General features: G+C 59.1%; 16 protein-coding genes and 1 other annotated feature. Of the genes, 6 read left to right on the top strand and 10 right to left on the bottom strand.

The annotated features are described in order from the left end of the window. Positions 1-103: 103 nt before the first annotated feature. Positions 104-1,435 (top strand): D-alanyl-D-alanine carboxypeptidase family protein, encoded by a 1,332-nt coding sequence (locus H8K20_RS01230; protein WP_186487236.1) that lies wholly within the window; start codon positions 104-106, stop codon positions 1,433-1,435. Between the two features lie 692 nt (positions 1,436-2,127). On the opposite strand, the gene H8K20_RS01225 is transcribed toward H8K20_RS01230, so the two are convergent. Continuing rightward, positions 2,128-2,607, bottom strand: a complete 480-nt coding sequence (locus H8K20_RS01225) for a GNAT family N-acetyltransferase (RefSeq protein ID WP_186487235.1) — start codon at positions 2,605-2,607, stop codon at positions 2,128-2,130. Next, positions 2,588-3,283: a YczE/YyaS/YitT family protein gene (locus H8K20_RS01220; RefSeq protein WP_186487234.1), complete on the bottom strand. Its 696-nt coding sequence runs from the start codon at positions 3,281-3,283 to the stop codon at positions 2,588-2,590. Before H8K20_RS01220 ends, H8K20_RS01225 begins: the two co-directional genes overlap by 20 nt. Positions 3,284-3,395: 112 nt before the next feature. On the opposite strand from H8K20_RS01220, the gene H8K20_RS01215 reads away from it, so the two are divergent. Beyond that, a complete protein-coding gene (locus H8K20_RS01215; RefSeq protein WP_186487233.1) occupies positions 3,396-4,286 on the top strand; it encodes a LysR family transcriptional regulator in 891 nt (296 codons plus the stop codon). Positions 4,287-4,819: 533 nt separating this feature from the next. On the opposite strand, the gene H8K20_RS01210 is transcribed toward H8K20_RS01215, so the two are convergent. The 8 genes from H8K20_RS01210 to rpmG all read right to left on the bottom strand — a co-directional run bounded on the left by H8K20_RS01210 (position 4,820) and on the right by rpmG (position 9,552). Further along, entirely contained in the window at positions 4,820-5,728 is a 909-nt protein-coding gene (locus tag H8K20_RS01210) for a nucleoside hydrolase (protein ID WP_186487232.1), read from the bottom strand. A 360-nt stretch (positions 5,729-6,088) separates the two neighbouring features. Next, positions 6,089-6,463 carry a 50S ribosomal protein L7/L12 gene (rplL, locus tag H8K20_RS01205; protein WP_105203349.1) on the bottom strand — a complete coding sequence of 125 codons (375 nt, stop codon included), beginning with the start codon at positions 6,461-6,463 and terminating at the stop codon, positions 6,089-6,091. Positions 6,464-6,513: 50 nt separating this feature from the next. After that, a complete protein-coding gene (rplJ, locus tag H8K20_RS01200) occupies positions 6,514-7,026 on the bottom strand; it encodes a 50S ribosomal protein L10 (protein WP_105203348.1) in 513 nt (170 codons plus the stop codon). Between the two features lie 48 nt (positions 7,027-7,074). Next, positions 7,075-7,238: a sequence feature (ribosomal protein L10 leader region), on the bottom strand. Between the two features lie 37 nt (positions 7,239-7,275). Further along, on the bottom strand, positions 7,276-7,971 hold the full coding sequence (rplA, locus tag H8K20_RS01195) for a 50S ribosomal protein L1 (RefSeq protein ID WP_105203347.1): 696 nt from the start codon (positions 7,969-7,971) through the stop codon (positions 7,276-7,278). A 58-nt stretch (positions 7,972-8,029) separates the two neighbouring features. Beyond that, on the bottom strand, positions 8,030-8,455 hold the full coding sequence (gene rplK, locus H8K20_RS01190) for a 50S ribosomal protein L11 (protein WP_105203346.1): 426 nt from the start codon (positions 8,453-8,455) through the stop codon (positions 8,030-8,032). A 114-nt stretch (positions 8,456-8,569) separates the two neighbouring features. Further along, on the bottom strand, positions 8,570-9,091 hold the full coding sequence (nusG, locus tag H8K20_RS01185) for a transcription termination/antitermination protein NusG (RefSeq protein ID WP_105203345.1): 522 nt from the start codon (positions 9,089-9,091) through the stop codon (positions 8,570-8,572). Positions 9,092-9,126: 35 nt separating this feature from the next. Beyond that, on the bottom strand, positions 9,127-9,378 hold the full coding sequence (gene secE, locus H8K20_RS01180) for a preprotein translocase subunit SecE (RefSeq protein ID WP_105203344.1): 252 nt from the start codon (positions 9,376-9,378) through the stop codon (positions 9,127-9,129). A 24-nt stretch (positions 9,379-9,402) separates the two neighbouring features. Continuing rightward, positions 9,403-9,552, bottom strand: coding sequence for a 50S ribosomal protein L33 (gene rpmG, locus H8K20_RS01175; protein WP_105203343.1), 150 nt, complete (start codon positions 9,550-9,552; stop codon positions 9,403-9,405). A 511-nt stretch (positions 9,553-10,063) separates the two neighbouring features. Between rpmG and H8K20_RS01170 the strand changes: the two genes are divergently transcribed. The 4 genes from H8K20_RS01170 to H8K20_RS01155 all read left to right on the top strand — a co-directional run bounded on the left by H8K20_RS01170 (position 10,064) and on the right by H8K20_RS01155 (position 14,066). Then, positions 10,064-11,131, top strand: coding sequence for a D-alanine--D-alanine ligase family protein (locus H8K20_RS01170; protein WP_186487231.1), 1,068 nt, complete (start codon positions 10,064-10,066; stop codon positions 11,129-11,131). Between the two features lie 47 nt (positions 11,132-11,178). Next, the gene (gene murI / locus H8K20_RS01165; protein ID WP_186487230.1) at positions 11,179-11,997 is read left to right on the top strand and encodes a glutamate racemase; all 819 of its coding nucleotides are present in this window, start codon (positions 11,179-11,181) and stop codon (positions 11,995-11,997) included. Positions 11,998-12,196: 199 nt separating this feature from the next. Further along, positions 12,197-12,898, top strand: a complete 702-nt coding sequence (gene vanR, locus H8K20_RS01160) for a VanR-ABDEGLN family response regulator transcription factor (RefSeq protein WP_186487229.1) — start codon at positions 12,197-12,199, stop codon at positions 12,896-12,898. Continuing rightward, positions 12,888-14,066: a sensor histidine kinase gene (locus H8K20_RS01155; protein WP_243206161.1), complete on the top strand. Its 1,179-nt coding sequence runs from the start codon at positions 12,888-12,890 to the stop codon at positions 14,064-14,066. The genes vanR and H8K20_RS01155 overlap by 11 nt, the downstream gene beginning before the upstream one ends. The last annotated feature ends 36 nt before the right edge of the window (positions 14,067-14,102 follow it).

Below are 14,102 nucleotides of genomic sequence, written 5' to 3'. Positions count from 1 at the left end.
TTCCACCCGCCTGCAAGCATTTTAAACAGATCGCGCGGCCGCGGGCTCATTTTCCCGCTGCATGTGCTTTCATCATACAATATTTTAAGGGTAGATGTCTACTATGAAAAAGAGCAGAAAATTCCTCGCTGTCCTGCTGACAGTATGTATATGTATCACCGCCGTCATCCTCCCCGCCAGCGCCTACGAGCCCGATTTCGAGGTGCCCGCCGACGAGGGGGTATTCCTCATGTCGCTGGACACCGGCCAAGTGCTCTACGAGCAAAACGCCGATAAGCAGATGGCCCCCGCCTCGATGACCAAGGTGATGAGCACCATCGTCGCGCTGGAAAACTGTCAGGATCTGGGCGAGATGGTCACCGCCCCGTCCTATATCTACGACGAGTTCGTGGGCATCAACGTCTCCACAGCCGGCATCTCCCCCGGCGAGCAGCTCAGCGTCAAAGACCTGCTCTACTGTATGATGCTGCAGTCGGCCAACGAGGCCGCCAGCATCATCGCCGACCATTTCGGCGGCAGCATCGAGGGCTTTGCCGAGATGATGAACAAAAAGGCCGCCGAGCTGGGCTGTACCAACACCCACTTCGTCAACCCCCACGGGCTGGACGCCGACGGCCACTACACCTCCCCCCGCGACATGGCCACCATCGCCCAATACGCTCTGGGCGTAAACGGTTTCCGCGATATCTGCACCTCCACCCGCTACACCTTGCCGCAAACCAACATCCGCGAGGAGCAGGTGGTGGTCACCACCATCCTCATGCAGGATGAGTACCGCGGCGGCGACCTGTATAACCCCTATATCAAGGGCATCAAGACCGGCACTACCGACAACGCCGGCCGCTGTTTCGTCTCCACCTACCAGCGCGACGGCGAAAACCTGCTGCTGGTAGTCATGAACGCCCCCAACACTGATGACGACGACAACCAGGCTTTCACCCAAACTCAGCAGTTCTACGACTGGGCGCACAACAACTTCGACCTCGAGACACTGGTAGAAAAAGGCTCGGTACTGCACGAGGTAAAGATCAAGCAGTCGTTCGATACCGATGTGCTCATCCTCACCGCCGCCAGCGACGTGACGCTGCTGCTGCCCAGCGGAGCCGACAAGACCGCCGTGCAGTACGTGGCCACTCTCGACGATGAAGAGATCGTCGCCCCGGTGAAAAAAGGCGATAAGATCGGCAAGATGACCCTCAAGCTGGGCGGCGAGACCATCGGCGAGGTGGACATGCTGGCCGAAAAAGACGTCAAGGGCTCCACCATCTTAAAAATAGCCGACGCCATACACGGCGCTCTGTCCTCCACCGCCGCCAAGATCATACTGGTGCTGGTCATTCTCTTTATCCTGGTGTATATCCTCTTCGTCATACGCTCCATCAACCTGCAAAAGAAAAAGGGTAAGATCAAGCGCCACAAAAAATACAAATTGTAAAGAGCGCGGCCCGGTGCATATGCACCGGGCCGCTTTTGTACAGGCAGGCGCCCCACCACCTCATCTCATCCCGGCACTGCACTGCTACCTGCTCGGTTTGCACTGCCCCTGCAAATAGGTCCCCGCAATAGGCCCAATAGGCAGTTCCCATACCTGGTCAACGTCAACCGGGCATCGCCGCCGCACCACCTTCCCCCCATTCGTCCGATAGCTGCACCGTTCGGCCGGCACTTTATAAACCATCACCCGCTCATCGCTGTACGCTCTCCCCCTGTTATCACCGCTTACCCGGCTGTCTGCCCCGCCAAGCACATCGCCCGCTAAAATGGACTAGCTGCCCAGCAAAACGCATCCCTACACCGCCGTTTTCCGCCGGCAGCCCGTTCCTCGGTCCCAGCTGCACCTGCCGGCCGGGTATCTCCCTGTCACATAGTCCGCAATAGTCTGTAATAGTCCGCGCACTTTTTCCCACTCCCCACAAGCACAAAAAGCGGGCTGCTCAAACTCGGTCAAGCAGCCCGCCCAAAATAAAAAAGTTACCTCGCCGCCTCCATCCCACGCCGCCCATCTCTCTCGCCCAAGCCCCCCAAGCCCCCCAACTCTGCCCAACTCCGCCCAGCCCTCTTCAGTGCTCCCCAGCACTGTACAGTACTACCATACAGCGCCATACAATGCCCAGCCCCTCGATCTGGTCACAGGTCCAGGCAAAAAAAGTCACAATCGCAGTAGGGGTGATCGTAGACCAGCGGCAGCTGTTGCTCCGGTATCTTGTAAAATCCAGCCCGCTCGTAAAACTTGTGTGCCCGCTCTGTATTTTGGGGCGTATCCAAGATCAGCCGCCGCAGGCCCTGCTCTCTGGCAAAAGCCAGCAGTACCGCATACAGCTGGCTGCCCAGATGGTGGGGCGCGCCCCGGTACTGCTCATACACAAAAAATTTCTTTAGTATGCCCGTCTCCTCCCCCGCGCGCATCAGGCCAATACTACCGGCCACCCGCCCCTCATCTCGGGCCACCCAAAAGTTGCCGCCACCGGCCATGTACGCGCGCTCGATGCACAGCAGCTCCGGCTGGTCCTGCACCGAGACCGGGGGCCTGGTGCCGTCATTCTGGCAGTGCAGCACCAGCTCGATCACCGCCTCTCGGTCCCGCTCTCTATATACGCCTATCTCCATGTATATCCTCCTCGATCGCTCTTGTGCCGCTGCCGGCGGTGTCTGTACAGCCGCCGGCAAACAGCCATATTTGTGAAAAGGTGCTGGCAGCCGCCACCACCTGGCCAATGGTCAAGGTGATAAGCACCGTGCCGCCGCCAAATGGTCCCTGCACGAATAGCAGCACCGCAAACCCGCACAGCTCGATCGCCAAACGCGCCCGCTGTACCCGCCAGCAAAACCGTTCTGCCAGCGCCAGCATCAACCCGTCGATAGGCATTTTGGCAAATCCGGTCGACACGTAGATGCCGGTGCCCAGCGCCACCAGCAAATAGCCCAGTAAAAAGCATGTGCATCCCGGCCAAAAGCCCGGGGGGATCGCCCAGCGGGCAACTGCCGCTTTTGACAGGTCTAAAAACAGGCCCTTCAAGGCGATCGGTATCACGCACAGCCACTGCGCCCGGCGGCAGAGCAGTGCGGCAATTACCCAAAAACTTCCCTGCACGATCATCGACCACCCGCCCAGCGACAGCGGCGTACACGCTGCCAATCCTGCAAAAACACCGTTCCAGGCATCCAGCCCCCAGTCGGTCTGCAAGATCACCGCCACCCCCAAGCAGGTCAGCAGCAGCCCCAACAGGTAAAATGCCACTCTCTTCCACCAGCAGCACGGCTCCTGGCGCCAGTTTGCTCTCATCCTTGACTCCCCTCCTTTGCTCTACTATAATAGCTTATAAGAATCATTCAGTCTAATAGAATATTTCCAATTCAGACTTCATTAAATATAAACTATATAGGAGATACCTTTCATGGAGCTCAAATATCTGTACACCTTCAAAACTATCCTCGACGCCGGCAGTTTTCAAAAGGCAGCCGAGCGGCTGCACTACGCCCAGTCTACCGTCACTCTGCAAATGCAGTTGCTTTCACAGTCGCTGTCAACGGCGCTGTTTGAGAAGATCGGCCGCAAAATGGTCCTCACCCAGTCGGGGCGGGAGCTGCTGCCCTATATCGAGGAGGTCCTCGCCGCCGCCGAGCGCTTGCAGCAGTACAGCCAGCACGGCCGCCAGCTGACCGGTACCCTGCGTATCGCCCTGCCCGAAACACTGCTCTCCTACCAGATGTCACCGGTACTCGCCGCCTTTCGCCGTGCTGCGCCCGCGGTAAAGCTCTCTCTGCAGACCCCCAACTGCTACGAGATTCGGCGCCAACTCATAAACGGTGCCGTCGATATCGGCATCCACTACGATATCGGCGGCTACGGGCCGTCTCTGGTCACCCAAAAACTCGGCAGCTACCCGCTGGTGCTGGTGGGCAGCCCCGCCTTACACCAGCAGGAGCAGGACTTTGTCACGCCCGGCCAGCAAAAGGATCTCTGCCTGCTCACAGCTGATAAAAACAGCCTCTACCAGCAGATGTTCGATGCGTATCTGCGCACCGCCGCGATCACCTTAAACGGCGAGATCGAGATCCTCAGCACCGAGGCCATCAAGCGCAGCGTCAGCGGCAACATCGGGGTCTCCTATCTGCCCCGCTTCACCGTGGAGGAGGAGCTCCGGCAAGGTACCCTGCGGGCGCTCCCCGCCGCCGTCCCCCGCCCCGAAGTCGCCACTGTCTGCACCTACCACAAAAACAAGTGGGTCGCCCCGGCTATGGAGCTGTTTATCCGCCTGCTCAAAGAGCAGCTCTGTCCCACCTGATCCCCCTGCTCCCTCTGCTCACCCTGCTCCCGCCGTCTCATGACCCTACCAGTGTCACCCTCCGTATAACGCCGGCCCACCGCTCTGCCCTACATATGCCCCTGCTCTCGCCGCGTATCCAAGACCGCACGCCGGCTCCCCATATCCCCGCTCGGCACCAGCCACACGGCTATCACCACACCGCTACTTTGGCACCTATCCTCATCGCCCGGCAGCGCTCACACCCATTTTTAACTTTTCCCTCTCCCCCAATGCTGTGATCCTTACACTGCCGCATCTCCGGCTGCCTGTGCGCTCTCGCCCCCGCCCCACACCAGGCCCAACCGTATGCCCCATTCGGGTCTCCACCTCTTCTGCCCCCGTTTTTCTCACATCGGCCGCAGACCTTTCCTCCCACCTTCACCCTTTAAAGAGCGGCCGCAGGACAACAAAAAAGAGACATCCCCGGGGGATGTCTCTTTTTGCACGCTCCATTGTCAGCAGCGCCGCTGTTTATATTTTTAGATACTGCGCAGTTTCACCGCCCATGCGGTCTATTTGCGGCTATAGCCGGCAAACAGGTCCACCATCATCTGGCCAAAACCCTGTCTGTCCATATTCAGGGGCACCACAGCATTGGGCTGGGCGGCGTAAAAATCCACCACCGTCTGTCCCAGCCGTTTCTGGTCGGCACACTCGATGTACACCTCGGCCGGGCGGCTCTCAAACATCTCCGGCCGCTCCAGCCACGCCACCGTCACCGCGTCAAAAATAATGCTCTCCCCCTCACGCAGGCCCAGCTCCAGCTCCTCGGCAAATGCCTTGGCCTGGTCATTGCCCAGCGCTGTCAGCGCCTCGATCTGCGGCCGCCCCACTCGCGACTGCAGGCAGACCTCCTCACCGCACATCACCAGCGGTATTCCGGCCGAAAACACCTCTGCCGCCGCTTCCGGGTCCACATAGATGTTAAATTCAGCATAGCCGGTGGCGTTGCCGCCGGTAAACGAGCCACCCATGATCACCATCTGGGCAATGTTTGACTTTAGCTCCGGGTACTGCCGCAGCAGCGCGGCGATATTGGTGAGCGGGGCCAGCGGTATCAGTGTCACCGGGTCGGGGCTCTGGCGGATGAGGTCGGCCATAAAGGTGACGGCGTCCCGCTCGTCCGGTGCGTTCTCCACCTGGTCATAGGCCTCAAATAATACGTGGCCCGGCCGCCCCGAGTCGATGAGCGCTCGGGCCTGTGGTTTCGCCGCCCCCACCGCATAGGGAACGGCCGGGTCGGTGCAAGACAAAGTGTTTCTGGTGTTGCGCACCACCTTGTCCAGCGGCACGTTGCCGGCCACCGTCGTAACTCCCAGCACCTGCAATTTCTCGCTGGCGATCGCCAGTGCCATTGCCATCGCATCGTCGCCGCCGGTATCGCAGTCCAGTATCACCGGTATCTTTTTTTCTGTCGCCATTGTCATGTCCTCCTCCACTGTAAAGCGGTCGTTTTCTCTATCATAAACTATATAGCCCCTATACAGTCAAGGGCCGCGCCCCGCTTTTGCCCCGGCACTCTCCACCATCTTTCCCCCCACAAATTATAGATATCGCCCACTTGTCCGCAGATCTGTCTCTCCCCCATTTGCCCCCATAAGTCCCCGCTCCCCCTGCCGGGCCTATTTCTTTCCCGGCTCGCCCCTCATCCGCCCCACAGCACTACAACACTACAACACCACAACACCACAGCGCCATCAACACCGCGGCACTACACCCCCCATTTTTGCACGCAAAAAAGCCGCCCCTTGCGGAGCGGCTTTCTCTCGATTGTAAAAAACTTACTTGAGCTCGACTTTGGCGCCGACGTCTTCCAGTTTCTTTTTGAGCTCTTCGGCCTCGTCTTTGCCGACAGCCTCTTTAATAGCCTTGGGAGCACCCTCGACCAGCTCTTTAGACTCTTTCAGGCCCAGACCGGTGATCTCTTTCACAGCTTTGATGACCTGCATCTTGCTGCCGCCAACATCAGCCAGCACTACGTCAAACTCGGTCTTCTCCTCAGCAGCAGCGGCACCGGCAGCGGGGCCAGCAACCATAACGGGAGCAGCGGCAGAAACACCAAACTCCTCCTCGATGGCCTTTACCAGCTCAGACAGTTCCATAACAGACAGAGTTTTTACCTCTTCTACGAATTTCAGGATTTTCTCAGAAGCCATTGTAGCTACCTCCTAATTTTTAAGTTGTTGTGGGGCAAAAACAGAGGCGATTAAGCAGCCTCTCCCTCGCCGTCTTTCTCCACGATCGCGTTGAGCGCAACAGCCAGCCCGCGGATGTTGCCCTCCAGAGCGCTGCACAGCATGCTGAGCAGCTCCTCGCGGCTGGGCAGTTTGGCGATCTCGCTCACGCCGGCCAGATCCAGGGTCTTGCCCTCTAAGAAGCCCGCCTTCACGGCAAAGCCATTCTGGGCCTTGTCGGCGTACTTGCTCAGGATCTTCGCAGCGCTGATGGGGTCATCTTTCGATACGGCCAGAGCCGTGCTCCCCTTCATTTCGCCTACCAGCTCCTCGTAAGGGGTGCCGGCAACAGCCAGGCGCAGCATGGTGTTTTTAACGACCGCGTAATCTACGCCGGCCTCACGCAGCTCGCGGCGCAGCGCGGTGTCGTCCTCCACGTTGATGCCTTTGTAGCTGACCAGAACACCGGCCATAGAGCCCTCGATCTTCTCTTTGAGCTCGGCGACCAGCTGCTGTTTCTGCAGTAAAATCTTCTCGCTTGGCAAATGAATTCACCTCCGGTTAAGTCGTTTTGGTGTACACAGTGCCGTCACTTGGAAAAAGGAAGAGCCCTTCTTCGGCGTGTGCGCGAAGAAGGGCTCGAAAATACAATGGCAAAGCGATGTATTCTGTAAGACCTCATCCTCGGCAGGCAGGGAATACTCTCCCTATTACGCACGGGTGCACCTGCTGTCTTAGAATGACAGCAAATATATTCTAGCAGGTAAGCGCCAAAAAGTCAAACGCTTTTTTGCTTACTGCTGAATGAACTTGTTGGGGTTCACCTTTACGCCAGGCCCCATGGTAGAGGCGATGACGCAAGACTTGATGTAGGTGCCTTTGGCAGCGGCGGGTTTTGCCTTCACGATGGCGTCCATCAGGGTGCTGATGTTCTCGCCGAGCTTCTCCGGGCCAAAGGAAACTTTGCCGGCCGGGCAGTGGATGATGTTCGATTTGTCCAAGCGGTACTCGATCTTACCGGCCTTGGCCTCGGTGATGGCTCTGGCCACATCGGGGGTAACGGTGCCGGCTTTGGGGTTGGGCATCAGGCCACGGGGGCCCAGCACTTTACCCAAACGGCCGACCACGCCCATCATGTCGGGGGTGGCGATGACCACGTCGAAATCCATCCAGCCGCCCTGGATCTTGGGGATCATATCCTCGGCACCGATGTAATCTGCCCCGGCCTCCTGGGCCAGTTTCTCGTTGTCGCCCTTGCAAAACACCAGAGTGCGCACCGTCTTACCGGTACCGTTGGGCAGCACTACCGCGCCGCGGACCTGCTGGTCGGCATGGCGGGAGTCGACGCCCAAACGCACATGGATCTCAACGGTCTCGTCAAACTTGGCCTTGGCGGTCTCACATACCAGCGCGCTGGCCTCTTCCAGGTCGTACAACTTGTCGGTGTCTACGACCTTCTTGCTATCTGTATATTTCTTACCGTGTTTCACTTTCGTTCCTCCCTGTAATAGTGGTAATTAGCGGAAATTTCCTCCCACGAGTAGGGTTTTACTCCTCTACAGTGATGCCCATGCTCCGCGCAGTACCGGCGATCATGCTCATGGCCGACTCGATGCTCGCAGCATTGAGGTCGCGCATTTTAGTCTCGGCGATCTTCTGGATCTGCTCTTTGGTGATCGAGCCGACTTTGTTCTTGTTGGGCTCGCCCGAAGCCTTGTCCAGACCGATGGCCTTTTTGATGAGCACAGCAGCCGGAGGAGTCTTGGTGATGAAGCTGAACGAACGATCAGCGTATACGGTGATGACGACAGGGATGATCATGCCGACGTCATTTTTGGTGCGCTCGTTGAATTCCTTGGTGAACGACATGATATTGACGCCGTGCTGACCCAGAGCAGGGCCGACCGGGGGGGCCGGAGTCGCTTTTCCTGCGGGGATCTGCAGCTTGATAAAGCCTACTACCTTTTGTGCCATTTTATTTGCACCTCCAAAAAGATTGTGGTCATTGCGATAGAGTCGCCGCAGCGGCGCGCTCTTTCTCCCACATGCCGGTTTTGCGGCTGGCAGGGCCGTGTTTCACATAAAAAATCAGACCAGCTGTACCTGCGACAGCTCCAGTTCGACGGGGGTCTCCCGCCCAAACATCGAGACCTTCACCTTCACCAGGTTGGCCTCTGCGTCCAGCTCCTCGACAGTCCCCACAAAATCTTTGAGGGGCCCCTCTTTGATGCTGACGCTGTCGCCCACCTTGTAGTCGACCTTAAACGAGCGCTTCTCCACGCCCAGGTTCTCTACTTCGCGGGGTGACAGGGGCACCGGCTTAGAGCCGGGGCCTACAAAACCCGTTACGCCCCGTATGTTGCGCACAACATACCAGGAATCGTCGGTCATCTCCATCTTCACCAGGACATAACCGGGAAACAGTTTGCGCTCGACCTCTTTTTGCTGGTCCTCTTTCTGTTCGACGACCAGTTCAGTCGGCACCTTGACTTCGTAAATCAGGGATTGCAGATTTCTGTTCTCAACAAGTTTTTCCAGGTTCTGGGCCACCTTGTTCTCATAGCCGGAATAGGTGTGCACCACATACCATCTGGCGGCGGTTTCTGACATAATCTTATCCCTCCACGCGCCGGGGCTGCGCCCGACTAAGCGTTTTTAAGGAGCAGCTGGACCAGCAGACCCAGCAGCGAGTCAAGACCCCACAGCACGACGGCGGCGATCAGCACCATCACGATGACCACGATGGTGTTGTTGATGACCTGTTTCTTGCCGGGCCACACGATCTTTTTGATCTCACTTCTCAGGTCTCTAAAGTACTTGGCTGTTCTTGAGGCGATACGTTTGGGGCTGAAACGGCTGGGCTTTTTCACCGCTTTATCCGTACTGGTTTTTGCCATAGGGTGTCCCCTCCTGCCTTTCGCCTATTTTGTCTCCTTGTGCGGAGTGTGTTTCCTGCAGAAACGGCAATACTTGTTCATTTCCAGTCTGTCAGGGTTGTTCTTCTTGTTCTTCATGGTGTTGTAGTTGCGCTGCTTGCACTCGGTGCAAGCCAAAGTGACCTTCACTCTCATTAACGGCACCTCCTGATATACTCAGATTTTTTAGCCTCCCTCAGAAGGGCTCGTCCCGCACAAATTTTTGCACAAAAAAATAAGCCCTTTTTTAGAGGTACACTCAATATAGCACACCCCCGGGCAGAAGTCAAGCTGTTTGCCCCAATTCTAGCCGTGAGCTGTTCCATTTTTCTCCACCGGCAGCTGCCGCGCCGCCCACTATACCGGCGCGCTCCCCTGTCCGCCTCCCCTCTTCGCATCTGCAACAGCGCCGTTTATATAGTGTCGCAAATAAATTGAACGCGGCGGCGAATTGTGCTAAAATAACCTGAGGCAGACCGCTTGCCCCGCCCACAACCGCCCCACACCAGCCCCACACCAGCCTATACCGGCCCCGGTGCCCGGCGGCGGGCAAAACAGCGGCGGCCGCCGCATAGGTATATATTTAAAGGTATGTACACCGCCCGGCGCACAGCCGCGGCCCCCATCTCTGCGCGGCCAGTAAAGCTGCAGATAGGAGCATTTTACTATGTCCAGAATAAAAGTAGCCGTCTTATTCGGCGGCGTCTCCAGCGAGTACGAAGTCTCGCTGCAATCGGCCACCAGCGTCATCAAAAATATCCCCGCCGACAAGTACGAGGTGCTGCCCATCGGCATCACCAAGTCCGGCCGCTGGCTCTACTTCCCCGGCGATTACGACATGATCGCCGACGGCAGCTATAAGACCCACCCCGACTGTGTGGGCTGCGCCATCCTGCCCGACCGCTCTAAAAAAGGTATCACCAAATTCCTCGCCGACGGCACCACCGCCTTTGTGGCCGTCGATGTGGTGTTCCCGGTACTGCACGGCAAAAACGGCGAGGACGGCACCATCCAGGGCCTGCTCGAGCTCAGCGGCATCCCCTATGTGGGCTGCGACGTCATCTCCTCGGCCAACTGCATGGACAAGGTGGTCACCAAGGTGCTGCTCGAGCAGGCGGGCATCGCCACCACCCCGTTTTTGTGGTTCACCAAATACGATATGGACCAGTTCGAGCAGTATAAGCGGCAGGTGGCCCAAAAGCTGGGCTACCCCTGCTTTGTCAAACCGGTCAACGCCGGCTCTTCGGTGGGGGTCACCAAAGTGTCAGACGAGAGCGCCCTCAAAGACGCGGTGCTGCTGGCCTTCACCCACGACAGCAAGGTGCTCATCGAAAAGAACATCACCGCCCACGAGGTGGAGTGCGCTGTCTTGGGCAACCGCGAGCTCATCGCCGGCGTGCCCGGCGAGATCGTGCCCGAGGCCGACTTCTACGACTACGAGGCCAAATACATCTCCGGCACCAGCAAACTGCTCATCCCCGCCGGGGTGCCTGAAGATACCCTCCGCCAGGTACAGGATATCGCCCGGCGCGCCTTCTCTACCCTGGGCTGCACCGGCTTGTCGCGGGTCGACTTCTTCGTCGGCGACGACTTCATCTACTTAAACGAGATCAACACCCTGCCCGGCTTCACCTCTATCAGCATGTACCCTAAAATGATGGACGCCTGCGGCATCCCCTACCCCGAGCTGTGCGACCGGCTCATCCAGCTGGGGCTCGCGCGTGCGGCCCAGTAGCCGCCAAGTCGTCTAGTCGCCAAAACACCAAAAAGGGGCGTATGATTATGGATACCAGACCCATCGGCGTATTCGATTCCGGCCTGGGTGGGCTCACGGTGGTCAAGCAGCTCAAGGCGCTGCTGCCCAGCGAGCAGATCGTCTACTTCGGCGACACCGCCCGGGTCCCCTACGGCACCCGCAGCCGCTCCACCCTCATGACCTACGCCGGGCAAGACAGCGGCTTTTTGCTGCGCCAAGGCGTCAAGCTCATTGTGGCCGCCTGCGGCACCATCAGCTCCACCGTCGACGACAGCTTCATCCGCGCGCTGCCGGTGCCCTACTGCGGCGTCATCGAGCACACCGCCGCCGCTGCGGCCGCCGCCACCCGGGTGGGCAAGGTGGGCATCATCGGCACCACCGCCACCGTAAACAGCGGCAGCTTTGCCCGCGCCATCCACCGCTGCGACCCCAAGGTCACCGCCGTGGCCCGCGCCTGTCCGCTGTTCGTACCGCTGGTCGAAAACGGCTACATCCGGCCCAACGACCCGGTCACCACGCTGGTGGCGCAGGATTACCTCTCCTTCATCCGCGAAAAAAGGGTCGACACGCTCATCCTCGGCTGCACCCATTTCCCCATCCTGGCTCCGGTCATCAGTCGGGTGCTGGGCGACGGGGTCACCCTGATCGACCCCGGGGTGTACACCGCCCGCCAGGTGGCCCAGATCCTAAACGAGCAGCACCTGGCCGCCCCCTACCGGGGCGACGGCCAGCCCGCCGACGCCTACTACATCACCGACCAGTCCGACTTTCAGTCGGTGGCCTCGATCTTCATGGGCGACGCCTTCTGCGGCCAGGTGCAGACCGTCGACGTAAACGACCTGTAAGCACCGCCACCTTCGGCCAGACCGCCGCGGCCGCTCGGGCCGGCAAGTCAAACACCCACCGCGGGCCGGGCGCCTCATGGCCGTCCGGCCCGCTTTTTGCTGCTGTCGGCACCGCCGCCGCACTTTAAGGTTTTCTTAAACAAATGCGCAGCCGCCTGTGCTATGATAGAGAGCGGATACCAAAAGAGGAGGATTTTTGTTGCAGACTGATATTTTAGTAGTGGATGACGAGCAGGAGATCGCCGACGTAGTGGCCCTCTACTTAAAAAACGAGGGTTTTGCAGTCCACAAGTGCTACACCGCCGCGCAGGCCATCGCCTGTATCGGCAGCCAGTCCATTGACCTGGCCATCCTGGACGTCATGCTGCCCGATGCCGATGGCTTCTCCATCTGCCGGGCCATCCGCGACGGGGGCCACAACTACCCGGTCATCATGCTCACCGCCAAAGGCGACGAGACCGACAAGATCAGCGGCCTGTCGCTGGGGGCCGACGACTACATCACCAAGCCTTTTCGCCCGCTGGAGCTGGTGGCCCGGGTCAAGGCGCAGCTGCGCCGGTACCGCACCTACGGCGGCGAGACGGCCGGCGCCGACGGCTCGGTCGTCAGCGTCTCCGGCCTCATCATCGACCGCGACAGCCACCAGTGCTTTCTAAACGAAAAACCGCTGTCCCTCACCCCCACCGAGTTCTCCATCCTCTGGCACCTGTGCCAAAACCGGGGCAAAGTGGTCAGTGCCGAGCAGCTGTTCTTGTCCGTCTGGGGCGAGGGCTACTACACCAGCGACAACAACACCGTCATGGTGCACATCCGCCATCTGCGCGAAAAAATGGGCGAGTCGGGAGACCGCCCCCGCTACATCAAGACCGTATGGGGAGTGGGGTATAAACTTGAGGGGTAAAAACAGGCCGCAAACGGCCAGAAAAAAACGCTACAACTGGCGCCGCTGGGTGCGGCAGCTCACCTCCATCCTGTGGCCGCCGCTGCTCACCGCCGGCGGGGTGGGGCTGCTCTTTTATCTCATGACTCCGGGCATGCCGCTGTACACGCCCGCATATAGGATCTGGCGGATGGTCTGCCGGGGCATCTTGCGCATCGGCGTCTGGGGCACCGACTACTCCTTTTACAAATTTACCGAGCGCAACCTCCCCTTTTATATCATCGCCGTGCTGGTCATCTTCACCCTGTCCAGGGCCTGCCGCAAGCTGTTTGCGCTGCAAGACGATCTGCAGCAGATCTATATGGGGATGGATACGCTGCTGGCACCGGAAGCCGCCGCTTTAGCCCTCGACAGCAGCCTGGCGCCTTTTGCCAAAAAGATCACCGATATCCGCACCACCCTCGACCGCCGCAGCTGGGAGGCCCACGCCGCCGAGCAGCGCAAAAACGATCTGGTGGTCTACCTGGCCCACGATATCAAAACGCCGCTCACCTCGGTCATCGCCTACCTCAACTTGCTGCAGGAGGCGCCCGACCTGCCCACCGAGCAGCGCACCCGCTACATCGGCATCACCCTCGAAAAGGCCTACCGCCTCGAGCAGCTCATCGACGAATTTTTCGAGATCACCCGCTTTAACCTCCAGAGCATCGTCCTCTACAGAGAGCCGCTGCACCTCTGCTACATGTTGCGGCAGATGGCCGACGAGTTCTACCCCATCCTGTCGGCCACCCGCAACACGGTGGAGGTCGAGGCCCCGCCGGAACTCACCGTCCAGGCCGACCCCGACAAGCTGGCCCGGGTATTTAACAACATCCTCAAAAACGCCGCTGCCTACAGCGCCCCCGGCACCCCTATCCGCATCGTCGCCAAGCAGCAGGAAGACGAGGTGTTCATCTCCTTTTACAATCAGGGGAAGATCATCCCCCAAGACCAGCTCGACTCCATCTTCGAAAAGTTCTACCGGCTCGACAGCGCCCGCGGCACCAAAAACGGCGGTGCCGGGCTGGGCCTGGCCATCGCCAAAGAGATCGTCACCGCCCACGGCGGCAACATCCATGCCGCCAGCAGCGCACAGGGCACCTGCTTCACCGTCATGCTGCCGGCAAACAGCCCCGAAAGCGCCGTCTAGCCCCCCGATACACCGCCACTTTTGGCCGATACAAGC

Origin of the sequence: Neobittarella massiliensis (ex Bilen et al. 2018), from assembly GCF_014269355.1 — a bacterium.
GTDB classification, from domain to species: domain Bacteria; phylum Bacillota; class Clostridia; order Oscillospirales; family Ruminococcaceae; genus Neobittarella; species Neobittarella massiliensis.
Note: the sequence above shows the minus strand (reverse complement) of the source record. Positions and strands in the feature narration are given on the sequence as shown.